Genomic DNA, 21,936 nt, shown 5'->3' with positions numbered 1-21,936 from the left:
GGAGCAAGCAACGGCACCTGAACAGCGGGACCGGCGGGGCCGCGAACTCGAGCGCGCCAGCGCTCAAAAAAACCCTGTCGGACCCTCATGACATCATGCGAGCACCATGGAACTACGCAAGGGTGCGCACGCGCCGGTACCGACATCGCTTCTCGCCGTGGTCGTTTCATGGCGGTCGGCGCATACCGTAGACGCGCACGCCCTGCTGGTCACCGAGTCGGGCCTGGTCCGCGCCGACCGGGATTTCGTCTTCTTCAACGCACCCCGGCACGCCTCCCAGGCGGTGACCCTCGACCAGGAGCCCGCCCCCGGCACCGCGCGACTGAGCATCTCACTGCCCCGCACCGAACCCGAGGTGGCGCGCATCGTCATCAGCGCGTCCCTCGACGACGCCACCTTCGACCAGCTCCTCGACCTCACGCTGACCGTGCACGCCGCCGACGGCCCGGTCGCCCAGTTCACCATCGACGGTATCGAAGACGTCCAGGCGATGATGTTCGGCGAGTTCTACCGCCGCGACGGCCAGTGGCGGTTCCGTGCGATCGGCCAGGGTTGGTCGGGCGGGCTGGCCGGACTCGCCGGTGAATTCGGGGTCACGGTCGACGAGCCCACCACCGGACGTCCCAGCATCACTCCCGACGACAGCTCGCGGATGCCCGCGCGACCGCATGGGGCAGCCGCCGACGCCGCGCGCTCCGCCGATCGCGCACGATTCGCGAGTGTGCCGTCACGGCACGACGCGTCGACGTCTACTGCCGATCTGCCCGGCGCCGACCACCGGGCGAACCGCTCGTCCCCCGAGTCTGCGAATCCAGCCGCAGCGCGATACGACGGACCGGCGTCGACGCGCCCACCGGCCCTGTCCCGCCGGGTCATCGACGTGCCGCCCCCGCCACCGGTCGACCCGGAGATCGCCGACTGGCACCCCGACCCGGAAACCCCCGATCAACTCCGCTGGTGGGACGGCGACGAGTGGACCTCGAGCGTCCGCCCGCACATCCACGATCACCGCACCCGCTGTACCCGCTGTGGTAGCCCACTGCGGCGCAAGCTGTTCGGTGGCCACGGACCGTGCAAGAACTGTGCCGCCGAAATCGAGGAGTTCCTCACGCACTGGCGCAACCGAGCCAGGCGCGTCCTCGCGGGTCCCGGCACGATGTCGGTGGAATGGACCGAGGTGTGGGCCGCTCTGCGCTTCCAGCGCATCGACGAGGAGCGCGGCCGAACACTGCTGCGCGAGGCGGGTCTGACCCAGGTCGAGCGGATGGTCGCCTTCGCCTTCGCCGACGGTGAGGTGTTCGCCGAGGAACTGGACGCTTTCGAACACGTGGTCAGCGAGCTGGCGCTGTCGGGCGGCATCGTCGACGATCTGCGTCGCCGAATGCATCGCGGCCGCACCCTGTCCCGCTTGCGCGCCGGCGAACTGCCCACCGTCAACACCCCCGGTCTGCATCTGGATCCCGACGAACGCGTGCACCTCGATCTGCCCGCCGTCCACATCCGCATGCTCGCGCGCGGCCCACGCAACACCGAGGGCCGCCTCATCGGCAGTTCCAAGAAGCTGCGTTTCGTCGGCGACGGCACCGGCATCGAGCTGCCGTGGAACCGGGTGGTGTCGGTGCATCCCGAGCACGGCACCGTCGTCCTCGCGGCGACCTCGGCGCGCGGCGGCGCTACCTTCGGCGTCACCGACCCCGACTATGTGGCGGCAGCGTTGGAAGGTGCACTGCGCGTATCGAAACGCCTGGTCCTGACGCCGGGACAGCTCGACAGCCGCAGCATCCCCCAGGACGTGAAAGCCCAGGTGTGGCAGCGCGACGGCGGCGCGTGCGTCGAGTGCGGCGACGGCCACTACCTGGAGTTCGACCACATCATCCCGCTCAGCCGCGGTGGTGCGACGAGCGTGACGAACCTGCAGATCCTGTGCCGGGCCTGCAATCGCGCCAAGGGCGCGCGGATCTAACCGAGAATCGCGTTCATGATGGTGCCGCCGCTGGTGGCGACGACGCCGCCGATCATCGCGCCCGCGATCATCTTCGGCGACTCCATGGAGCTGCCGGTCCACTTCTCCCAGGCGAACTTTCCGCCGGCGACGGTGATGGCGAGCACACCCGACAGGATCATGAACCAGGTCAGGTACTGAACCATTTTCATGATCTTGTCCGACAGCGGAGGCGCTTCCGGCGACGGGTTGCCGATCTGCGCGTACGTGGTGATGGTGTCGGCCATCGACGTCAGAATGATGCTCATAGCCTGCTCCCCTATCGCGTGACGCGAACTGCGTTCCAGCCCTGCCGTATTCGATCGTGGTCCAGGATACGGGCGCGAACCCCCTGCACACCAACAAAACCGATCGGTTCGATCGAGATGGGCGCCGACACTGTGACACATGACCGGATACCATCAGTGCAGAGTTCATCGTCGTCCCGTTCCTCCGAGATACCGAGTGAGACCCCATGCTCCTGGCCGCCGTCACCGATACCTTGGCGCAGATCGGCAATCCGACCCCCGAAGCACCGCCACTGGCGGACAAGATCATGCAGCTGGTCAGGTACCTGACCTGGTTCATCTTGTTGTCCGGCATCATCGCCATCACTGTCGCGGGCGGAAAGTTCGCCTGGGAGAAGTGGACAGGCAGCTCCATGGAGTCGCCGAAGATGGTCGCGGGCGCGATGATCGGCGGCGTCGTCGCCACCAGCGCGGGCACCATCATGAACGCGATGCTCTAGGTTCCTGCTCCGCTCGGGACGGTCCGGGATCAGCCCGGGCCGACTCGACCGGCTAGGAACACACCGACCCGAGTTCTGTTGGGGTTCAACAGAACTCGGGCTTACCGGATTGTCGAGTGTCGGCGCACGGCATCTACCTCCTGTCGTTCGGCGGGTCGGGTCGGCTACGTGTAGAGCCGGTCCACGAAGGCGTTCAGGTTTTCGACCACGCGGTGAGCCTTCTCCTCCGGCGTCAGATCCTCGCGATACCGGCTGCCCATCGACGGCCGCTTCTTGTTGCGCGCATACAGCGAGCAGGCCAGATCGGTGCACATGTAGCTACCGACCGTGTTGCCTTTGCGCCCCGACTCGCCCGTCTTGCTCGCGGTCATCAGCGAAACGCCGCCGCCGGAGTGCGTGGTGAGGCAGATCGTGCACATCTGTGTCTTGCCCGACCCGCCGGTCTCGTGCCGCAACGCGACGCTGACCAGCCCGTCCGCCCGCGGCACCGAGATATAACAGCGCCCCGCGTACGAGGGGTCGGTCCAGCCGAGGAAGTCGAGATCCTTCCAGGGGCGTTCACCCAGGTCACGCGGCACATTCAAGCGCTTGGCGTCGCCCTTCGAACAGTTGACGAACGACGACCTGATGTCGCGTTCGGTAATGGGTTCCATGCGTCGATCCTTCCAGTCTGCGAACTGCAAACGGTAGACACGCTAACGATCCCCACCTGCGGAGACAACCTGTTTTCCGGCCACCGATGACGAGCATCCCCGCCGATGGACGACTGTCAGCGAAGGATCCCCGCGGCCCGCGCGGCGCGCAGCCAGTCGGGGAACTCACCGAGCAGCCTGCCGTACAGCTCCGCGTCGCTGATCCGGTCGATGTCGTCGAGGGCGAAGAAGCCCGCGTTGTCCACGACGCGGCCGTCGAGTTCGTCGAGGGTGCGCAGGACACCGAAGTTGGCTGTGCCGAGGCCGATGAACTGCCAGAAGGCGGGCAGGTGGGCGGCCTCGCGCATCAGGGCCGCGATCTCGCGCTTCTTCGCGAAGCCACCGTCGGTGAAGAACAGGACGAGGGTGGGCTCGGTGAGGGTGTCGATGACCGCGCGCATGATCGGTAGTTCGTCGTTGCGGCCGCCGATGGCGTTGTAGTCGACGCCCTGGTGCGTACCCTTGAGATGGAGATAGGTGTGCGCCCACTGCTCCCCGCCCTCGACGGTGATATCGGGCAGTTTCACGTAGCTGAGCGCGTAGAGGTAGGCCTCGAGCACGCCGTCGTCATCGAGTTGCGTGGCGACCGGGATCATGCGCTCGACGACCCGATGCACCGTGCCGGCGCGATACATCTTCTCCATGCTGCCGGTCTTGTCGATCACCAGCACCACCCGCGCCCTGGCTCCGAACGCGCTCTTGTCGATCAGCACCTTCACGACTTCGCGCTTGCGCATGTCCAGCTTCTGGCGCTTGTCGAACGACAGCGCGGCCTCGCCGGGAACCGTCCGAACTTCCGCGACCACTTCCGGCTCGTCGTCGACGCTCACCCCGTGGTCGGTGACCAAGTCGGCGAATCCGCCCGCGTAGCCCTGTCCGACGGCACGGACTTTCCACTGGTCACCCCGGCGATACAGCTCGAGCGCGATCACCACCGACTCGCGATCGAGGCCGTCGATCACGTACTCGTGCAGCACGTTCCCCGCACTGTCGGCGACCGAAGCCACCGGCGACGTGGCGCCGCCGAACGTATCCCCTTCTGCCGCGACAGTGATCACGGCGCGAATCTGCGCGATCTCGACCGGCACAGCGCCGAGTGACACCTCGAGCGCGGCACCCTGGAGCCGAACACCCGGCGCCTGCGGCTGATTGAAGAAGACGAAGTCCGCGTCCGAACGCACCTTCCCCGCTTCGGTCACCAGCAGTGCCGAAAGGTCGGCGGCCACGCCGCCCCGCACCGACAGCACCACCTCCCCCGAAGCCAAGCCCGCGTTCTGTCCTTTGACCAGCGCAGCAGCCATCGCCATCCCTCTCGTCGCACCGTAACGCCCCACACCCTAGGCGAATACGGGCTAGATCCAGCCCTTCTCGCGCGCTTTGAGGGCGGCTTCGTAGCGATTGGACACCCCGAGCTTGGTCATCGCCGAAGACAGATAGTTGCGGGTGGTACCCGGGGACAGGTGTGCGCGTTTGGCGATGTCCTCCACGGAGGCGCCGTCGGCGGCGAATTCGAGGACGTCGGCCTCGCGGGCGGTGAGGACGGTGTCGCCCGCGCTGATGGCTTCGGCCGCGAGCTCGGGATCGACGTATCGGCCACCGTTGTGCACCGACCGGATCACCTCGGCCAGCGTCGCCGCGGAGGTCGTCTTGGGCAGGAAGCCGCGCACACCGGCCGCGAGTGCGCGCTTGAGATACCCGGGCCTGCCATGGCTGGTGACGATCAAAGTGCCGGCTCCAGGGGTGATCCGGAGCAGTTCGACGGCGGTGTCGATGCCATCGATGCCCGGCATCTGCAGATCGATGACCGCGACGGCGCCCGGCTCGCCGTCCTCGGCCCTGCGGCGCCACGCGGCGACGAGTTCCGCACCGGAGCCGACGTGGGCCACGACCTCGAGATCGGGCTCCAGGCCGAGCATCGTCGCCATGGCAGCGCGGATCAGGGTCTCGTCGTCGGCGAGGAATACGGGAATCACTGCTTCTCCCAATGGATTTCGAGGGCGAATTCGTCGCCGGAGGTGGCGATGTCGAGGGTCGCGCCGACAGCGGCGAGTCGTTCGCCGAGGCCGCGCAGCCCGGATCGTTCACCGATCGCGCCCTGCGGGCGGTCGTTGCGCAGTGACATGCCGGACCCGCCGAGTGCGAGGGTCGCGGTGGTCGCGGCCGAGTGTTCGACGATATTGGTTGTGCCTTCCCGGACTACCCAGGCCGCGACTTCATGAAATGCCGCGGGCACCTTGGCCGCGTCACCCTCCACGACGAGTGCGCATCCCGCCGCCGACAGCAGTGATCGCGCCCCGGCCACTTCCCCGCGCAGGTCGATATTGCGGTAGCCGCGCACCAGGGTGCGCATCTGCCCCATCGATTCGACCGCCAGTGTTCTGACCTCGTCCATTTCCGCGGTCGCTCGATCGAGGTCGCCTGCCCGTGACAGTGCCGCTGCCAGTTCGCTTTTCACCGCGATGGCCGAGAAGCCGCGTCCGACGACATCGTGGAGGTCGCGCGAGAAGCGCAACCGTTCCTCGGCGACCTGCAGTTGCGCCTCGACACCTTTGGTTCGCTCCAACTCGTCGATGATGCCCAGCCCCCACACGGTGAGCCGTGTCAACACGATCGCGAAGACCCCGGTGAACAGGAACGCCGCCGCACCCTGCAGGCCCGCGCCCAGTGGCGTACCGAAGACCACCAGCGGAGTGACCACGCTGAGAACGACCAGAATCCACCACTTGTGGCGAGTGAACGGGATGACGGAGAAGATCGCCATGAACACCGCGGACACGCCCACCGTGCGCGCGCTGAGGACCGTCGCCTCGTCGGTGGCCAGGCGGGCGACGATCCCGCTGATCGCCCACAGCGCGACCAGCATCACGATGGCGACGGGCAACATCCGCGGCCGCGCCACCACACCGGGAACGGTGGCGAACGCGGGTTGTGCCTCCAACGCGAACCCGGCCGCGATGCCACCGGCAACGACCCCGAGCACCGATGGCACCGACTCGGCACTGATCGCCAGCACGACGACGAGCACGGCGATCACCGCCTGGAACGAGAGCCGGGTGTAGAGCCGGAACTTGGCGGCTCCCGACAGCTCGTGCCACCAGGCGGTCGCGCGCATCACCCGCGGTCGTCCCAGCGGAAGCTCTTGCGGGTCAGCACGAGCGCCAGCACGGTCCATAACGCCAGTGTCGCAAACGGCCGGCCGGATTCGGTGACGGTATCGGCGAAGCCGAGCGCGGCGTCGGATTCGGCGAACGCCGACAGCGTGCCCGACGTGCCGAGGGAGAGGAGGTCGGAGACGGCGGCGAAGGGGGTCCAGTCGGCCAGTTGCGCCAGCCGATCGGGCAGTACGCCGCGGATCGAGGACATGCCGAGCATCGCGATGATCATCACCGGCAGCGAGGTGATCTGCGCGGCCTCGGCGTTCTTGGTGTACGCGCTGGTGGCCAGGGCGAGCAGTGAGAACAGCACTGTCCCGCCGACGAGTGCTACCACGATCGCCAGTGGATTGACGGGCGCGGGGGCGCCGGTGGCGTAGACCACCACGGCGATGACGGCGGTGCACGCGAGCGTCATGATGGCGCCCGGGATGGCCGGAGCGAGCTGGATCTGCCAGTCGGCGGCCTCGCCCGTGCGCAACCGTTTCAGGACGCCTTCGCTACGGCGGGTGGTCACCATCGACAGCACCGAGTAGTACTGCACGAACAGCAGGGCGAGCAGTGCCAGCAATTCGAAGGTCACCGCCGCCATCGCCGCTGTGGGCTCGGCGTCTTTGCGGGCGATGAAGTAGGTGGCCAACGGAATTCCGATCGGGAAGACCGTCGCCATGTAGACGAGAGTCTTGTTGCGCCGGAACTGCAGCCACTCCGCTGTGGCGAGCGCGGCGAGTGGTCGACGGCGAAATCCGCCGGCGGGCAGGGTGGTGGTCATCGTGCTCCGATCAGGGTGGGAGTGGTTGCCTCGGCGATATCGAGAAAGACCGATTCCAGGGATGCGGCGCGCGCTTCGAGTCCGGTCAGGCGCACACCTGCTTCGCCGGCCCAGCCGAGCAGTTCGAACAGGTGGCCTTGTAAGTCGTTGGTGCTGATGGTGACTCGCGCTCGCGCGTCGACGCGGGCGCCGCGGAACTGCGGCACGGGCAGGCCGGGATGATCGAAGGCGATCCGCGCCGGATGGTCGTCGACGATGTCGCGCAGCGTGCCCCTGCGCGCGATCGCGCCCTTGTGCATGATCGCGATCTGATCGGCGAGCGCTTCGGCCTCGTCCAGGTAGTGCGTGGTGAGGACCATCGTCACCCCCGACGCTTTGAGGTCGGCGAGCAATTGCCATGTCCCACGCCGGCTTTCCGGATCGAGGCCGGTAGTCGGTTCGTCGAGGAACAGCAGGCGCGGCTGTCCGAGCAGGGCGCAGGCCAGGTCGACGCGGCGCTGCTCACCACCCGACAGTGAGCCGACCCGCACCCCGGATCGGTCGGTCAGGCCCACCTGCGCCAAGACTGCCTCGGCGGTGGTCGGCGCGGTGCACGTTCCACGCCACATGTCGAGCGTCTCGGCGACGGTCAGCTCGGCGGGCAACCCGCCCGACTGCAACATGATGCCGACCCGCGGACGGACCTGGTCGCGGTGCCGGAGCGGGTCCAGGCCGAAGACTTCGACCTCGCCTGCCGAGGGGGCGATGAGCCCCTCCAGCATGTCGAGGGTGGAAGTCTTTCCCGCGCCGTTGGTTCCGAGCAGGGCGAACACCTGCCCTTCGTGCACCTCCAGGTCCACGCCTTTGACGGCTTCGAACGCGTCGTCGCCGCGGCCGTAGGTTCGGCGCAGCCCGCGCGCGGTGATGACGTCTGTGTTTCTCATGCCTTCTACGGTGGTCGACGCGGGGCGTCGCCAGTAGTAAGCGCAGTCACCGATCCCCGATGGGATTCACACGGTCAAGCCATGACATAAGTCATCGGGCTGCGGCTGTGCGCAGGAGCGCTACGCCGTAGGCGATGAACCAGGCCGACCACAGCAGCCAGCCGGACAGGCCGATGAGACCGAGCGGACCATCGTGGTCGATGATCAGGGGCGTGAGGGTCGCCGCGGTGAATTGCAGTGCGGCGGCGAGGAATCCGATGGTCGCATGCCATGGCTTGACGAGCCCGCCGAGCCGGCCCGCGACCGTCAGTCCGACCAGTGCCGTCGCGAGGAAGGTGCCGTTCAGCGCGAGCAGGGCATCGTGCAGCGCCCACAGTGCGCCGCCTTCCCCGCTCGAAGCGCCGAGGGCATAACGAATTCCGACGATCACTGTGAAAGTCGCGTTCTGCAACAGCAATCCGGCGAAGCCGACCAGCGACCACCCGGTCCCCGCCGTCCGCTCGGCCGGTCGCAGGGCCGCCAGTGCACCGGCACCGAACAGCACGGCACAGAACCAGCCCAGCGGTACCGGCGCCAGCGCCAGCGCCACGAGGTCGCGGTGGTCGACGAAGAACGCGACGGCTGTGCGCGAGTCGGTACCGGGCTTCGGCAACCCGGCGGGTGCCAAGATCAGATTGGCCCCCAGGATGACCAGCGCGAACCCGATACCGGCGATCCCCGCGACCCGCTGAAACCGCGCGCCGCTCGACAGATTAGATTTATCGATCATATTTTGAATATAGGTACCATAAAACGAAAGAGGAACCCCCTTTGGCCACCGACTCACCTCGCCGCCGCTACGACTCCCTTCGCCGCACCCTGCAAGCCCAGGCGACCAGCATCGAGATCGCCCAGGCCGCCCGCAGGCTGTTCGTGGAGCAGGGCTGGGCCGCCACCACGGTCCGCGACGTGGCCCGCGAAGCCGGCGTCTCCGTTCCCACCGTCTATTCCGCCTACGGCAACAAAACCGGGCTCATCCAGGCAATAGTCGATGCCGCCGATCTCTCCGCCGACGCCCCGCAGATGCTCGACACCCTGGAAGCCGCGGCAGGCGACCCCCGAGCTCAGCTGGCCGCCATGGCCGGCTACGACCGTCGCCTCTACGAACGCGCCGCCGACGTCATCGCCCTGATCCGCGAAGCGGGCCGCACCGAACCCGCCCTGGCCACCACCTACGTCGACGCCCGTCACCGCGCCGACCGAACCCGCATCGAGGTCTTCACCTCCTGGCCTCCCGGCACCCTTCGCGAAGACCTCCCCACCTCGGTCGACATCTACGCCGCCCTGTGCACCATCGACGTCTACACCACCCTCACCACCGAACGAGGCTGGTCGCCCGACCGAGTCGAAACCTGGTGGACCGCCACCCTCGCCCGCGAACTCCTCGCTTGACGATTCCCCCTCGGCCGACCGGGAATTTGTCTACTATCGTCCGTAGTAGAACGAACACTGGAGGGGCAGTGAGTGATCCGAACAAGACCGGTACCGGTCATCGCGCCACGAGGTCGTCGATGGCACGACTGGTGGAATCGTGCTCCCAATTCATGAACAAGCGCGGCATCTACCTGGGCCGCCGATCGACGAAACTCCATGTGGCCCTGTACCGCCGAACCAACGGCAGGCTCGGCGGCCACATGCCCGCCTGGCCCGACGCCCGAATCCTGCTCCTCGACCACGTCGGCGCCAGAACCGGCACCCAGCGAACCTCACCCTTGATGTTCCACGCCGACGGCGACATCATCGCCCTTGCCGCGTCCAAAGCCGGCCAACCAACCCACCCCGCCTGGTTCCACAACCTGAAAGCCAACCCGGACAGCACGATCCAGATCGGCGCCCGGTCGCACCCCGTCCGGGCCCGCGTAGCCACCGACGCGGAACGAAAACTGCTGTGGCCGAAGTTCGTCGAGCTCTTCCCGAGCTACGACTTCTACCAACGTCATGCGGGCAACCGCACGATCCCGATCGTGATCCTCACCCCGCGCACCTAGATGCCATCCGACCAGCATCGTCGATCGACCCCTTCCGCTGCCCTACGCCGATCCGACCGTCGGGGACTTCGACTGGCGCACAGGTAATTTCCCAGCCATTTGCTGAATCCGCAACGCTGTCGACAGGCATCATCAAGGCATGAGTTTTACGGTGGCCTATCTGCAGTACGCCGGATCGGGTCCGATGCGGCACGAGGAGAAGCTCCTCACCGAGGGCCTCGCAAGACTCGGTGTCCCCGTCCGCCACTACAGCCTGAAGCGTATTCAACGCAGGCAGTTGACGTTGGGACCCGGCATCTTCATCGCCGGGGATATGGCTGCGATGCACGGCGCGATGCGCCAATTGGGCATCCCGCTACCGCAACCCGACGACTATCCCGACGTGCTTCGCGGCTTCCTCGGGCGGAAGGTGTGGGCGTCGACCCTGGGCGAGATCGAGCGCTCGATGGATGGCGGCTCCTCCCCACCGGTTTTCGTCAAACCCGCGGACCGCCGCAAGGCCTTCACGGGCTCGGTCTGCTACTCGGAACACGATTTCGCCGCATGGGGGAATACCAGTCGACGCCAGCGCGTCTGGTGCTCCGAGGTCGTCACCTGGGTGTCGGAATACCGCGTCTATGTCATCGGCAGGCAGATCGTGGCCGTGGACCACTACGAGGGTGACAACTCCGTGCCACTGAACAGGGAAACAGTCGAGTCAGCGGTCAGTGCCTACTACCGTTCCGGAACCGCCCCCGCTGCCTACGCCATCGATTTCGGCGTACTGGCCAACGGGGAAACGACGCTCGTCGAGACCAACGACGGCTACGCCCTCGGCGCCTACGACATCACCGCCGACCAATACACCGCGCTGCTGATGAACCGATGGCGCGATCTACTCACGTCCGAGCCGCGGCCGGCACGAGCCACGAGCTTCTGACGTCGACTCATCGACGACGCAGGGACGCGTCCAGCAGAGATGGTGGGGTGTCGTGTTTCTCGTCGGGGGCGAGGTCGGTACCAGGGGCCACGATGGCATCGACGGCGTCGAGGATCTCGGGCGGCAGGACGGTGTCGGCGGCGGCCAGCTGGGCGTGCAGGTGGTTCATGGTACGGGGGCCGATGATGGCGCTGGTGACGGCGGGATGGGCCGTGACGAAACCCAGGGCGAGTTGGATCAGGGTCAGGCCCGCCTGGTCTGCCAGGTCCGCGAGTTGCTCGACGGCGGCCATCTTGGCGTGGTTGGCCGGGATGGTGGTGTCGAACCGGTCGGGCATGAAGGCCGAACGGCTGGTGGATATCTCGCGGTCGGCGCGGATGGCGCCCGAGAGCCATCCCGAGGCCAGCGGGCTCCAGGCGAGCACGCCGAGACCGTATTCCCCGGTGACCGGCAGGACGTGAGTTTCGATGCCGCGCTGCAGGATCGAATAGCTGGGCTGTTCGGTGACATAGCGGCTCAGGTGGCGTTCTTCGGCCGCCCACTGCGCCTGCACGATGCGGTACGCGGGGAAGGTCGAGGATCCGAAGTAGCGGATCTTGCCCGCACGCTGTAGATCCGTGAGCGCCGAGAGGGTTTCCTCATCGCTGGTTTCGGGGTCCCAGCGGTGGATCTGATAGAGATCGACGTGGTCGACGCCGAGTCGGCGCAGGCTGTCGTCGAGCGCGGTCATGAGCCAGCGGCGTGAACCGCCGCGATGATTGCGCTCCTCGCCCATCGGCATCGTCGCCTTCGTGGCCAGCACGAGGTCGTCGCGGCGACCCGCGACGGCCTTGCCGACCAGCTCCTCCGATTCCCCCTGGCCGTACATGTCGGCGGTGTCGATGAGGTTGACGCCGCCGTCGATGGCGACATCGATCATGGCGGTGACCTCGTCCTGGGTGGAATTTCCCAGCTTGCCGAAGTTCATCGCGCCGAGCACGAGCGTGCTGACCTGAACGCCGGTACGGCCCAGAGTGCGGTACTGCATGGCGGTTCCTCCCAGATGGGCTTGGTTCGGCTCGCCGGTTCTGGCATCCTCGACCAAGCGGAACAATGTTCCGCTAATCAACATACGGAACACTGTTCCGTTTAACAAGAGGGAGGTCTCGTGGCCGACAACCCGACCGAGGCGCCGCGCCGACGCGCCGACGCCCGGCGCAACCAGCAGGCCCTGCTCGACGCAGCCGCGGCCGCCTTCATCGCCTCGGGCGTCGATGTCCCCGTCCGCGAGATCGCCGCCCGAGCAGGCGTCGGCGTGGGCACCATCTACCGCCACTTCCCCACCCGGGCCGACCTCATCGTCGCCGTCTACCGCCACCAGGTCGAAGCGTGCGCCGAAGCGGGCCCCACACTCCTGGCCGCCCTCGGTTCCCCCCACGCCGCACTCGGCGAATGGATGACCCTTTTCGTCGACTTCCTCACCACCAAACACGGCCTGGCAGAAGCACTTCACTCCGACGCGACCACCTTCGAAACCCTCCACACCTACTTCCTCGACCGCCTGGTCCCCACCTGCGAAGCCCTCCTCACCGCCGCCGTCACCGCAGGCGAAATCCCCGCCGGCACCGACCCCTACGAACTCCTGCGCGCCGTCGGCAACCTCTGCATCGGCGGCCGAACCCCCCGCTACCACCCCAGCCGAATGGTCGCCGTCCTCATCGCAGGGCTGAGCGTGAAGTAGCCGACCAGAGCGCAGGCCGAGGACACTCTCGCACTGACATACCCGAGCCGCGGTGAGCAGGTGGTTGTCGTCGGCACCAATACGCAGAAGGGCCGAGCGATGCCGACAGCCGCCGCCGAGATCGGGGCGGAGCAGCGTGTCGCGTTCATCCAGGCGGACCCGCGCCTGGTAGCCGAGAAGTGGCCGGTCATCCTCGACCTGTCCGGCCCTGGCGGCGACCCGTCCCGAATCCGCTGGGAGAAACCGCAGTTCAGGAGGGGAAGTGGGGCGGGTGGGGCTCGAACCCACGACCAGCGGATTATGAGTCCGCGGCTCTAACCGACTGAGCTACCGCCCCTCGCCGCGGGGGTCTCCGCGGGCGAGTCGCATGGTACCCGGCGAAGTGCGGGGTTGACCACTCGACGCGGCGGTCGTGTCGGACCGGCAGGTACGAGAACGGCGACCGGAGTCGCGGCTTCCGAGAAAGACGCGGCGACCGATCGCCGTGGTGGTGCTGCACCCGGGGGTAGGGTTTACGAGCGTTCAGCTCGCTGGCCTCCCCGCGCTCGTACATCGCGTTCGCGACGTTCGATGTTGCCCCCTGGGTTGCTGGCCAACTTGATGACTCCAACTACCAACAACAGAACCGCAGCTATCACTGCGATGATTATCAGTCCCTGCACGGAACATAACTTAACGTGTATTCCGTTGCAGCGCACAATAAGTTACAATGACGCGCCGACCGTCAACAAGGTACGGCCGAGGGCGGAACGGCTCTCGATCGCGGAGTGGGCCTGCCGCACCTGATCGATCGGGAAGGTTTGCCCGATCACGACTTCCAGCGCACCCTCGGCGACCGCTTCCTGAGCACGGGCAGTGATGCCGACCCAGTCCACGTCCTGGCCGACGATATCGAACAGACCGAGCACCGTGACACCGCGCGCAACAGCGGCATCGGTGTCGCCCGTCGCGAAATCACCTGCAGCGGAGCCATATCCGAGAAAGAGACCGGTGTCGGCGGCGGCGGTCAAGGCCGCGCCACCGATGTCGCCACCCGCACCGTCGAACACGACCGCCGCTCCCCCGCCGGTGATCTCCCGCGCTCGGTCCGCCCAGCCGTCGACGGCGTAGTCGACGACCGCGGTGGCGCCCAATCGCGTTGCGAGCGCGAGCTTTTCCGGTCCGCCCGCCGCGGCGACAACCCGCGCGCCCGCCGCGATCGACAGCTGGATGAGCAACGTGCCGAGGCCGCCTGCGGCGGCGGTGATCAACACCCACGAATTCGGTTGCACGGCAGCCCTGTCGAAGACAGCGAGCGCGGTGCGACCGTCGTGGGCCAGGCCTACGGCCTGCTCGGTGGTGAGCCCGGCGGGGATCTCGGTCAGCGTGGCGGCCTTGGCGAGGGACTTCTCGGCGTAACCGCCGGTGGGCAGGCCGCCACCGATGCCGCTGGCGGCGGTCTGGGTGACGACGCGCTTGCCGAGCCAGCGGGGGTCGACCTCGGCGCCGACCGCGCTCACCACGCCGCCGATCGCACCACCGGGGACGTAGGGCAGGCTCAGCGGGAAGTAGTCCTGACCCCACCCGCTGCGCAGCCGGGTATCGAGGAACATCACGTCGGCGACCTCGACGTCGACGACCACTTCGACCGAATCCGGTTGCGGTGTGGGAACTTCCACCAGGTTCAGGACCTCGGGCCCACCGAATTCTTTGACCTGCACTGCGCGCATCGCGACTCCTTCGTGGTGTTGACCGAACGAGTCAAGGATGAAACCTGAAGTCGAGTTCAGGTCAAGCGCACTGGGACGTAGGTCACACGATCAGGACCCGCCGCCACAGCTGCTACTGCTGCCACCTCCACAGCTGCTGCTACTCCCACCGGAACAACTGCTGCTGCTTCCACCGCTACAGCTACTACTGCTCCCGCCGCCGCAGCCGCTCCCCCCGCCGCAACCGCTGTTCGAGCCACCGCCACACCCGGACGGGCTGCCCGGATCCCACGGCTGCCCCGAGGTCCCGTCGACATACCCGGTGATCCCGGCCGACCCGGCCACCCATCGCCGATCCAGCGGGCGCGCGTTCTGCGGCTGACTCGACTTCTGGATCAGCCACACGACGGTCGTCACCACCGCGCCGAGACACACCGCGACGAAACCGAGCACGATTACGAGCGTCAACACCATGTTCGCAGGCTAACGCCAGAACCCGGCCACAGCACCCCCACCGTCAGTGGCCTTACAGTGAATTGTGGCGTTCTCTTTCTCCCGGACCGGCAGACGGCAAGTCGACCTCCCCACCGTCGACCGCACCGTCGCCGCCCTGGTCTTCCCCGAAGCGATCTTCAAAACCTCGCCCTGGCAGCCTCGCGAACTCGTGGAAACCGGTCTGCGCCAATGGTTACGGTGCTGCGGTGCCGCCCTTCGCGACGACCAGGTGATCGGTATGCCCTCGCACGCGGTCGACGAGGCGTGGCACGGTTTCATCCTCTGCACCCAGCTCTACGCGACGTTCTGCGAGCAGGCTTACGGGCGTTTCCTGCATCATTTCCCCGAGGGCGCCGGGGAGAGTACGCAGAATCACGGCACCATGGTCGAACAGCTGGGCCGCACCGTGGTCGCCTGGTCGCTGGTGGCGCAACCCGGCGAAGAGTGCGTGCTGTGGGACCTCGACCGCAAGGTCGGCGTCGAGAACCCGTGGGGCGTGGACGCCCGGCACGTTGCCGCCGTGGAGGAGCAACTGCGCCGGGCGTAGCCGACCTAGACCAGCTTCATCCGGCGCGCGGCGAACCGCACCGCGCCGGGTGCGATCCGGTTGATCCGGTACTGCACCCACGACTCCGGCGTCACCGGCACGATGTCGCGCCCGGTCCGCACGGCCTTCACGATCTGCGCGGCCACCCGGTCCGGGGTGTAGCCGCGTCGCTCGTACAGCTTGTCGAACTTCTGCTGCGCGGCGGCCTCCTCGGTGGCGGAGACGCCCGAGATACGGGTGGTGGCAACGATATTCGTGTGCACGATGCCCGGACACACGGTCGACACCGAAATGCCACGGTCAGCCAGTTCGGCACGCAGGCAATCGGAGAACATGAAGACCGCCGACTTGCTGGTGGCGTAGGCCGCCATGTCGCGCTGCGGACTGTAGGCGGCCATGCTGGACAGGTTCACGATGTGCCCGCCGAGCCCGCGATCGGCCATCGCCGCGCCGAAGGCCCGGCAGCCGTTGACGACACCGCCGAGGTTGATCCGCAGTACGCGGTCGAACTCCTCCGACGGAGTATCGAGGAATCCGCCTGCCTGGCCGACACCGGCGTTGTTCACCAGCACATCGGGCACGCCGTGCGCGGCGATCACCGTGTCGGCGTGCGCGCGCACCGCGTCCTCGTTCGACACATCGAGTGGATAGGAGTGCGCCACCCCACCTTCCGATGCGACGAGCTCCGCGGTGGCCTTGGCGGCGAGCTCGTTGACATCGGAGACCACCACTTCGGCGCCGAGGCGCGCGAAAGCCAGCGCGGTCTCGCGGCCGATGCCGCTGCCCGCACCGGTGACGACCACCAGCTTGTGTTCGAATTCCCTTCGCGCAGCGCCTACTTCGGCCCTGGCGAGGCCGCGCGAGACGCCGGCGCCGTCGAGTGCGTCGATGAGCTCGGTGGTCGCGGTCGCGAGGAGTTCCGGATGCGAGAACGGCATCCAGTGCCCGGCGGGGACGTCGCGACGCCACAGCCGGTCGGTCCACTTGCCCGAATCGTCGTAGCCCGCGGGCCGCACGGCGACATCGCGTCCTGCCACGATCAACTGCACCGGCACCTCGGTGCGACGCTCACGCGGGGAGAGCATGCGCGCCACGATGTTCGCGCGATAGATGAGCAGCCCGTCGACCATGTCGCGGCGGAAGGTGGGGCCGAGCTTCACATTGGCGGCGGGGGTGTCGTTCATGATCGACACCGCACGCTGCCACAGCTTTTCGGTGCCGATGGCGTTGAATGTGGCGCGCGGCAGACCGGGCGTCATGAAGAAGAAGGTGTAGGCCGAGGAGGCCAGCTGGGTCATCGGCTGCCACACATTGCGCAGGGTGGGCCGGGAGAGGCGGTCACGCACCCAAGCGGACAGGTGGTCGAGGTTGGGGCCCGAGACCGAGGTGAACGAGGCGACGCGCTCGGTGGCCCGCGGTTCACACACCGCCTCCCACACCTGCACCGAACCCCAGTCGTGGGCGAGCACGTGCACGGGACGATCGGGGCTCACCACGTCGATCACGGCGTAGAAATCGCGTGCGAGTTCGTCGAGGCGGAAATCATCGGTGCGCTGGGTGCGAGTGGACTCGCCGTGGCCACGGGTGTCGTAGGCGACCACGTGGAAGCGCTCGGTGAGCAGCGGAATCACCCTGTCCCACAGATGGTGGGTGTCGGGCCAGCCGTGCACGAGCACGACGGTGTCGGCGGCCGGGTCGCCGTATTCGAACACGGCGATGTCGAAATCACCGCTGCGGACGGTGCGCTGGTTCGCGGGCTGCGGGCTGTCGTTCGTCATGATCTTTCGGACTCCTTGTCCAGCGGAGAAATCACAGGTCGAGCACCAATCGCTCACCGCGAGAACGGGATACGCAGGCCAGCATGGCACCCTCGGCGTGGTCGGCAGCCGACAGCGTGGTCTCGCGATGGTCGGGTTCGCCCGAGCGAACCCGCACCACGCAGGTGCCACAGAAGCCTTGCCTGCACGAGTAGGGCTGGTCGGGACGGGAATCGAGGATCGTGTCCAGCACGGTGCGGTCGGCATCGACCGTCACCACCGCACCACTGGACGCGAATTCGATCTCGAACGGGGTGCCGTCGACGATCGGCGGCGGCGAGAACCGCTCGAAATGCAGTTCCACGTCGGCCATCTCGCGCACTGCGGCGACGATCGCCGAGGTCATCGGGGTCGGGCCACACGCGTAGACCGCGGTGCCCGGCCCGACGTCGGGCAGCAGGTCCACCGCGGCAGGTAGACCGTGCTCGTCATCGGTGCGCACCACGACGTTCGCGCCGAAGCCTTCGATCTCGTCCAGGAACGGGATGGTGTCGCGACTGCGTCCGCTGTAGACCAGTGTCCACGGCACGCCGAGCCGGTGCGCGAGCCTGGCCATCGGCAGGATCGGGGTGATGCCGATCCCGCCGGCCACGAAATGCAGTCGCTGCGAAGGTGATCCGTGGCCCGGCACGGCGAACGGGAAGGCATTGCGCGGGCCGCGCACCACCAACCCGGAGCCGACGGGCAAGGCGTCGTGCACCTCGATCGAGCCGCCGCCGCCACCGGGGATGCGTCGCACGGCGATGCGGTACGCGCGCTCGTCGGCGGGATCGCCACACAGCGAATACTGGCGCAGCCGACCGGACGGTAGTTCCAGGTCCAGGTGCGCCCCTGGCCGCCAGCGCGGGAGCACGCGCCCGTCGGGTGCTTCGAGGCGAAGACTCACCACGTCCTGGTCGTGCGCTTCGATCCGGCGTTCGGTCACCACCACGGCCAGGCGGCGATCGTCGACGCGTGGGCGCAGATCACCGCGGTTGACCAGCGCGCTCCAGCGCAACCGGGTGGCCGCGATGGCGTCGATGACCTTCATCGCCGGATCGTGGCGGTACTTGCCGTAGAGATCGGCGGGGATGTCGCGCGTGGTCACGACGCTGCCGCGCGGGCGCCGGGCGAGGCCGCCAGATACGCGATCGCCTGCGCCGTCGAGCCGACCGATTGCGGGTTGTAGCCGGGCTGGAAGGTCGACAGCGCACTGGCCAGCAGCGACGGCACGCCGGGCAGCGCACCACGCCACATCGCGCCGAACACACCGGCGAGCAGCCGTGCGTAGCCCCGATCCGGCAGTTGCGGATCCTGCTGGACGAGGAACCGCGCACCGCGCACCAGCACGATGAGGAAGATCGGGAACACCAGCGTCATCGACGCGCAGCGCCGGACGTAGCCGACCCCGAAGTACTCGGCGACCTCGTGGGCGACATTGCGGTGTTCGACCTCTTCGGCACCGTGCCAGCGGAACAGGTCGGCCATCCGCGGGTCGGCGCCGAACTTCTCGAGGTCGGCGTTGAGCACCCAGTCCCCGAGCCAGGCGAAGAAATGCTCGAGACAGGCGATGAAGGCGAGCCGCTCGACCAGCATCTGGCGGCCGGCGCGATCGTCGCCGCCGCGCGGGCCGAGCGAGATGCGGAACAGGTATTCCATCTGCGCCAGATAGGGACTCGCGTCGACGCCGTGGGCGGTGAAGACGTCGTCGAGCACCTTCCCGTGGGTCTGCGCGTGCATGGCCTCCTGCCCGATGAAGCCGAGCATGTCCTCGCGCAGCTTCTCGTCCTTGACGTAGGGCAAAGCCTCGCGGTAGGTCTCGATGAACATGCGCTCGCCCTCGGGCAGCAGCATGTTCAGCGCGCTGATCAGGTGACCGGCGATCGGTTCCGCCGACATCCACTGGAGGTCGACACCCGACCAGTCGAAGCTGACATTGCGCGCGTGCAATGCCACCACGCCCGGATCGATCTCCGGGCTTTCTCTTCCCCAAGGAAATAGCTTCATCGGTACTCCTCGATCAACCGCGCACGGACCTCCGTGCCCCAGGTCGCGACGTTGCGTCCTGCTCGGTAGTTCCGATGATACAACTATCCATAACTGTACGTAACACCTAAATGTGTCAGTTGGCCGCACCGAAGATCGCCAGCGCGACCGGCGCCGCCACCAGCAACCCGCACATCACGGCGTTGATCGCCTTGTGTTCGGCCAGAATCCCGACGTATTCGCGCAGGACAGCACTGGGCAGGTAGTAGCGCGCGGTCGGCGCGCCGACCGCCTGGGCGTCGATCCCGACCGAACGGGCGAGCAACGCGGTCCGCAGCACATGGAAATTGCTCGTGACCAGCAGAATGCGGCTGTTTATCCCCTGCCTGGCGAGCAGTTCCCGACTGAACAGCAGGTTCTCGCGGGTGCTCGTCGAGCGATCCTCCCGCAGGATCTCGTCCTCGCGCACGCCGTGTTCGACGAGGTAGGCGGCCATCGCCGTGCTCTCGGCAACCTTCTCGTCGGAGCCCTTGCCGCCGCTGGTCACCAACAGCGGCGCGGGGCCGTGCACGCGGTCGGTACGCCAGATCTGCAGCGCGCGGTCGAGCCTGCTCGCCAGCAGCGGCGGGACCCGGTCTCCGAGCAGGCCGGAGCCGTGCACCACGATCGCGACGGCGTCGTCGGTGCGGGTCACCCCGCCGTAGACGACCGAATAGAGCAGAAACGCGACCAGCACGAAGCCGAGGTAGGCGGCGACGAGCACCACCGCGAGCAGCAACACCCCGAGCACCACCCACTCGGCGATCACCGCCATCACCAGCAGCGCGTACGGAACCAGCAGCGCGACGCCGAGACCGAAGGAGAGCAGGTTCGCCGGACGCACGCCCTCGCGGCGCAGCATCACCACTCCGTTGAGCATCAGCAGTCCAGCCAGGACCAGCACGAGCAGCGGCGACAGCGCCAGGGCGAAGAAGACCAGTATTTCGGGCCCTGACCCTTCGGCGCCCGAACCGATCAGCGCGGCGCCGACACACAGGACTCCGAGCAGCAGCAACACCGCGTTGCCGAACCGGCGCCGCTCCTGACGGAAACACAGCGCGAACACCCCGAGCAGAACCACACCTATCGCCAGCAAGATCACCGGGCCACCCTAACCGCAGCACCGGCCAATCGGATTGCCGAGCTATTGCTCAAACCTGCTGGGCAACCTCGATACATGCGGATGAAAACTTGTTCACCAGCATTTTTATCAGAATCATGCCCCTCTATTCGCAACAGCTGATCGGTAACTGATAAAGGCGAAGGGAAGGCGGTGAGCGATCATGATCATCGATTACTTCCGGTGGTGGGCCAGGATGATCGTCGAATTCTTCGTCTGATCCGAAGACACGATTCGCGCAGGCGCGGGCTCGGATCCCAGTCGCGGTCCCGCCCTCGCGTCAGCGGATAGCACGCGAAGCCGATCAACGCCGCACCCGCGTGGCCCACATCGGTGAACGTGCGGTCCAGGAATACTGGTGGCACACAAACCGCCAGCACACCGAGCACGTACAGCACCCGCCACGGCAGCGACACACGGTAGGCGAGGACGGCGGCGACTCCGGCCAGCCCGTAGCTGACTCCCACATCGAGCGCGAACGCCGCACGCTCCGGGGCTCTGTCGTGGCGAATCGCCCAGAGCAGCACGCCCTGGCTGAGATACGTGGCGCCGACATGGGCGAGGACGACCACCACCAGCCAGCGCAGCGTCCCGAGCCACCGTTCGGCGTTGGCGTGCACGAGGCTGAACAGCACCGCGTAGACCAGCCACCCGCCGCCATCGGTCCAGAACGCGCTGCCGACCAGCACCCGGATCGGGTCGTCGCCGAGACGATCGAGATTGGTCGAGCGGTGCCCGAGCCAGACTCTGGCTTCCTCCGGCGTGAGCCGCAGCTGGATCGCGGTGGTCACACCCAGCGCCGCCAGCCACACATAGGTACCGGGGGCGCTGCGAATCCACCGCCACGCCGAGGCGGCGGCCGCCCGCACGCTGCCCGAGGCGCTCACCACGCCAGTGTGCCAGTCCTCGATCACGGTTCCGGTCATCCTCGCCGGGCGGTTGTTTCCCCGGCCGATCCCCGGGTAGGCGGCAACCAGAGCCGTCCACCGACCGGAACGGAGCACGTGATGCCTCAGCAAGCCTGGAGTGACAAGCGCGAACGGCAGTACGAAGACATCAAGAAGTCCGAGCGCGAACGCGGCCGCAGCGAGAGCAGGGCCGAGGAGATCGCCGCGCGAACGGTCAACAAGACGCGCGCCCAGCACGGCGAGACCAAGGGCTCGAGCAAATCGTCGCGATCGCGCGGTTCCTCGCAACGCAGCGGCCAGCGGGCGCAGGGCGGCGGCAAGACCCGCGATCAGCTCTACGACGAGGCCCGCCGCCGCAATATCGACGGCCGTTCCAAGATGAACAAGCAGGAACTGGCCAACGCCCTCGGCCGTAGCTGACCC

The 21,936-nt window shown here is 67.3% G+C and carries 23 protein-coding genes and 1 tRNA gene; 8 read left to right on the top strand and 16 right to left on the bottom strand.

What is annotated here, in order from left to right; translation table 11 throughout:
- The first annotated feature begins 106 nt into the window (after positions 1-106).
- Positions 107-1,963, top strand: coding sequence for a TerD family protein (locus ACFQ9R_RS26525; RefSeq protein ID WP_378994035.1), 1,857 nt, complete (start codon positions 107-109; stop codon positions 1,961-1,963).
- Here ACFQ9R_RS26525 and ACFQ9R_RS26520 read toward each other — a convergent pair.
- On the bottom strand, positions 1,960-2,250 hold the full coding sequence (locus tag ACFQ9R_RS26520) for a hypothetical protein (protein ID WP_378994033.1): 291 nt from the start codon (positions 2,248-2,250) through the stop codon (positions 1,960-1,962). The genes ACFQ9R_RS26525 and ACFQ9R_RS26520 overlap by 4 nt on opposite strands.
- 206 nt (positions 2,251-2,456) lie before the next feature.
- Between ACFQ9R_RS26520 and ACFQ9R_RS26515 the strand changes: the two genes are divergently transcribed.
- Entirely contained in the window at positions 2,457-2,729 is a 273-nt protein-coding gene (locus ACFQ9R_RS26515; RefSeq protein WP_101469239.1) for a hypothetical protein, read from the top strand.
- Between the two features lie 164 nt (positions 2,730-2,893).
- Here the strand turns inward: ACFQ9R_RS26515 and ACFQ9R_RS26510 are convergent, their stop codons facing one another.
- The 7 genes from ACFQ9R_RS26510 to ACFQ9R_RS26480 form a co-directional block, all read right to left on the bottom strand.
- Complete coding sequence (locus ACFQ9R_RS26510; protein WP_378994031.1) at positions 2,894-3,382, bottom strand: FBP domain-containing protein; 489 nt, start codon at positions 3,380-3,382, stop codon at positions 2,894-2,896.
- 116 nt (positions 3,383-3,498) lie between these two features.
- Positions 3,499-4,722, bottom strand: a complete 1,224-nt coding sequence (locus ACFQ9R_RS26505; RefSeq protein ID WP_378994029.1) for a VWA domain-containing protein — start codon at positions 4,720-4,722, stop codon at positions 3,499-3,501.
- Between the two features lie 51 nt (positions 4,723-4,773).
- Positions 4,774-5,394, bottom strand: coding sequence for a response regulator (locus tag ACFQ9R_RS26500; protein WP_378637725.1), 621 nt, complete (start codon positions 5,392-5,394; stop codon positions 4,774-4,776).
- Positions 5,391-6,533: a sensor histidine kinase gene (locus ACFQ9R_RS26495; protein ID WP_378994027.1), complete on the bottom strand. Its 1,143-nt coding sequence runs from the start codon at positions 6,531-6,533 to the stop codon at positions 5,391-5,393. The genes ACFQ9R_RS26500 and ACFQ9R_RS26495 overlap by 4 nt, the downstream gene beginning before the upstream one ends.
- Complete coding sequence (locus ACFQ9R_RS26490; RefSeq protein ID WP_378994025.1) at positions 6,533-7,345, bottom strand: ABC transporter permease; 813 nt, start codon at positions 7,343-7,345, stop codon at positions 6,533-6,535. Before ACFQ9R_RS26490 ends, ACFQ9R_RS26495 begins: the two co-directional genes overlap by 1 nt.
- A complete protein-coding gene (locus ACFQ9R_RS26485) occupies positions 7,342-8,268 on the bottom strand; it encodes an ABC transporter ATP-binding protein (RefSeq protein WP_378994024.1) in 927 nt (308 codons plus the stop codon). The genes ACFQ9R_RS26490 and ACFQ9R_RS26485 overlap by 4 nt, the downstream gene beginning before the upstream one ends.
- Positions 8,269-8,359: 91 nt before the next feature.
- On the bottom strand, positions 8,360-9,037 hold the full coding sequence (locus ACFQ9R_RS26480; protein WP_378994022.1) for a hypothetical protein: 678 nt from the start codon (positions 9,035-9,037) through the stop codon (positions 8,360-8,362).
- A 41-nt stretch (positions 9,038-9,078) separates the two neighbouring features.
- On the opposite strand from ACFQ9R_RS26480, the gene ACFQ9R_RS26475 reads away from it, so the two are divergent.
- The 3 genes from ACFQ9R_RS26475 (at position 9,079) to ACFQ9R_RS26465 (ending at position 11,214) form a co-directional block, all read left to right on the top strand.
- A complete protein-coding gene (locus ACFQ9R_RS26475) occupies positions 9,079-9,699 on the top strand; it encodes a TetR/AcrR family transcriptional regulator (RefSeq protein ID WP_378994020.1) in 621 nt (206 codons plus the stop codon).
- A gap of 68 nt (positions 9,700-9,767) precedes the next feature.
- On the top strand, positions 9,768-10,295 hold the full coding sequence (locus tag ACFQ9R_RS26470; protein ID WP_378994018.1) for a nitroreductase family deazaflavin-dependent oxidoreductase: 528 nt from the start codon (positions 9,768-9,770) through the stop codon (positions 10,293-10,295).
- A 139-nt stretch (positions 10,296-10,434) separates the two neighbouring features.
- Complete coding sequence (locus ACFQ9R_RS26465) at positions 10,435-11,214, top strand: ATP-grasp domain-containing protein (RefSeq protein ID WP_378994016.1); 780 nt, start codon at positions 10,435-10,437, stop codon at positions 11,212-11,214.
- 7 nt (positions 11,215-11,221) lie between these two features.
- Here the strand turns inward: ACFQ9R_RS26465 and ACFQ9R_RS26460 are convergent, their stop codons facing one another.
- On the bottom strand, positions 11,222-12,241 hold the full coding sequence (locus tag ACFQ9R_RS26460; RefSeq protein WP_378994014.1) for an aldo/keto reductase: 1,020 nt from the start codon (positions 12,239-12,241) through the stop codon (positions 11,222-11,224).
- A 120-nt stretch (positions 12,242-12,361) separates the two neighbouring features.
- Here ACFQ9R_RS26460 and ACFQ9R_RS26455 point away from each other — a divergent pair, with 120 nt between their 5' ends.
- Complete coding sequence (locus tag ACFQ9R_RS26455) at positions 12,362-12,934, top strand: TetR/AcrR family transcriptional regulator (RefSeq protein ID WP_378994012.1); 573 nt, start codon at positions 12,362-12,364, stop codon at positions 12,932-12,934.
- Positions 12,935-13,197: 263 nt separating this feature from the next.
- On the opposite strand, the gene ACFQ9R_RS26450 is transcribed toward ACFQ9R_RS26455, so the two are convergent.
- Positions 13,198-13,271 (bottom strand) — tRNA-Ile (locus ACFQ9R_RS26450).
- Positions 13,272-13,638: 367 nt separating this feature from the next.
- The gene (locus ACFQ9R_RS26445; protein WP_378994010.1) at positions 13,639-14,643 is read right to left on the bottom strand and encodes a zinc-binding dehydrogenase; all 1,005 of its coding nucleotides are present in this window, start codon (positions 14,641-14,643) and stop codon (positions 13,639-13,641) included.
- A gap of 517 nt (positions 14,644-15,160) precedes the next feature.
- Here ACFQ9R_RS26445 and ACFQ9R_RS26440 point away from each other — a divergent pair.
- Positions 15,161-15,664: a hypothetical protein gene (locus ACFQ9R_RS26440; protein WP_378994008.1), complete on the top strand. Its 504-nt coding sequence runs from the start codon at positions 15,161-15,163 to the stop codon at positions 15,662-15,664.
- A gap of 5 nt (positions 15,665-15,669) precedes the next feature.
- On the opposite strand, the gene ACFQ9R_RS26435 is transcribed toward ACFQ9R_RS26440, so the two are convergent.
- The 5 genes from ACFQ9R_RS26435 to ACFQ9R_RS26415 form a co-directional block, all read right to left on the bottom strand.
- Positions 15,670-17,442, bottom strand: a complete 1,773-nt coding sequence (locus tag ACFQ9R_RS26435; RefSeq protein WP_378994006.1) for an SDR family oxidoreductase — start codon at positions 17,440-17,442, stop codon at positions 15,670-15,672.
- Positions 17,443-17,473: 31 nt separating this feature from the next.
- Positions 17,474-18,568 carry a PDR/VanB family oxidoreductase gene (locus tag ACFQ9R_RS26430; RefSeq protein ID WP_378994004.1) on the bottom strand — a complete coding sequence of 365 codons (1,095 nt, stop codon included), beginning with the start codon at positions 18,566-18,568 and terminating at the stop codon, positions 17,474-17,476.
- Positions 18,565-19,467, bottom strand: coding sequence for a metal-dependent hydrolase (locus ACFQ9R_RS26425; RefSeq protein ID WP_378994002.1), 903 nt, complete (start codon positions 19,465-19,467; stop codon positions 18,565-18,567). The genes ACFQ9R_RS26430 and ACFQ9R_RS26425 overlap by 4 nt, the downstream gene beginning before the upstream one ends.
- Before the next feature lie 115 nt (positions 19,468-19,582).
- Entirely contained in the window at positions 19,583-20,587 is a 1,005-nt protein-coding gene (locus ACFQ9R_RS26420) for a YdcF family protein (RefSeq protein WP_378994000.1), read from the bottom strand.
- Positions 20,588-20,772: 185 nt separating this feature from the next.
- A complete protein-coding gene (locus ACFQ9R_RS26415; RefSeq protein ID WP_378993998.1) occupies positions 20,773-21,531 on the bottom strand; it encodes a rhomboid-like protein in 759 nt (252 codons plus the stop codon).
- 81 nt (positions 21,532-21,612) lie between these two features.
- Between ACFQ9R_RS26415 and ACFQ9R_RS26410 the strand changes: the two genes are divergently transcribed.
- Positions 21,613-21,933, top strand: a complete 321-nt coding sequence (locus ACFQ9R_RS26410) for a plasmid stabilization protein (RefSeq protein WP_378993996.1) — start codon at positions 21,613-21,615, stop codon at positions 21,931-21,933.
- Positions 21,934-21,936 lie beyond the last annotated feature (3 nt).

Source organism: Nocardia sp. NPDC056541, from assembly GCF_042794235.1.
GTDB lineage: Bacteria > Actinomycetota > Actinomycetes > Mycobacteriales > Mycobacteriaceae > Nocardia.
Note: the sequence above shows the minus strand (reverse complement) of the source record. Positions and strands in the feature narration are given on the sequence as shown.

Coding starts and splice junctions, on each gene's coding strand:
- ACFQ9R_RS26490 (WP_378994025.1), bottom strand. CDS start 7,345: ATGACCACCACCCTGCCCGCCGGCGGATTTCGCCGTCGACCACTCGCC.
- ACFQ9R_RS26510 (WP_378994031.1), bottom strand. CDS start 3,382: ATGGAACCCATTACCGAACGCGACATCAGGTCGTCGTTCGTCAACTGT.
- ACFQ9R_RS26465 (WP_378994016.1), top strand. CDS start 10,435: ATGAGTTTTACGGTGGCCTATCTGCAGTACGCCGGATCGGGTCCGATG.
- ACFQ9R_RS26425 (WP_378994002.1), bottom strand. CDS start 19,467: ATGAAGCTATTTCCTTGGGGAAGAGAAAGCCCGGAGATCGATCCGGGC.
- ACFQ9R_RS26415 (WP_378993998.1), bottom strand. CDS start 21,531: ATGACCGGAACCGTGATCGAGGACTGGCACACTGGCGTGGTGAGCGCC.
- ACFQ9R_RS26445 (WP_378994010.1), bottom strand. CDS start 14,643: ATGCGCGCAGTGCAGGTCAAAGAATTCGGTGGGCCCGAGGTCCTGAAC.
- ACFQ9R_RS26410 (WP_378993996.1), top strand. CDS start 21,613: ATGCCTCAGCAAGCCTGGAGTGACAAGCGCGAACGGCAGTACGAAGAC.
- ACFQ9R_RS26485 (WP_378994024.1), bottom strand. CDS start 8,268: ATGAGAAACACAGACGTCATCACCGCGCGCGGGCTGCGCCGAACCTAC.
- ACFQ9R_RS26515 (WP_101469239.1), top strand. CDS start 2,457: ATGCTCCTGGCCGCCGTCACCGATACCTTGGCGCAGATCGGCAATCCG.
- ACFQ9R_RS26480 (WP_378994022.1), bottom strand. CDS start 9,037: ATGATCGATAAATCTAATCTGTCGAGCGGCGCGCGGTTTCAGCGGGTC.
- ACFQ9R_RS26495 (WP_378994027.1), bottom strand. CDS start 6,533: ATGCGCGCGACCGCCTGGTGGCACGAGCTGTCGGGAGCCGCCAAGTTC.
- ACFQ9R_RS26435 (WP_378994006.1), bottom strand. CDS start 17,442: ATGACGAACGACAGCCCGCAGCCCGCGAACCAGCGCACCGTCCGCAGC.
- ACFQ9R_RS26460 (WP_378994014.1), bottom strand. CDS start 12,241: ATGCAGTACCGCACTCTGGGCCGTACCGGCGTTCAGGTCAGCACGCTC.
- ACFQ9R_RS26505 (WP_378994029.1), bottom strand. CDS start 4,722: ATGGCTGCTGCGCTGGTCAAAGGACAGAACGCGGGCTTGGCTTCGGGG.
- ACFQ9R_RS26520 (WP_378994033.1), bottom strand. CDS start 2,250: ATGAGCATCATTCTGACGTCGATGGCCGACACCATCACCACGTACGCG.
- ACFQ9R_RS26525 (WP_378994035.1), top strand. CDS start 107: ATGGAACTACGCAAGGGTGCGCACGCGCCGGTACCGACATCGCTTCTC.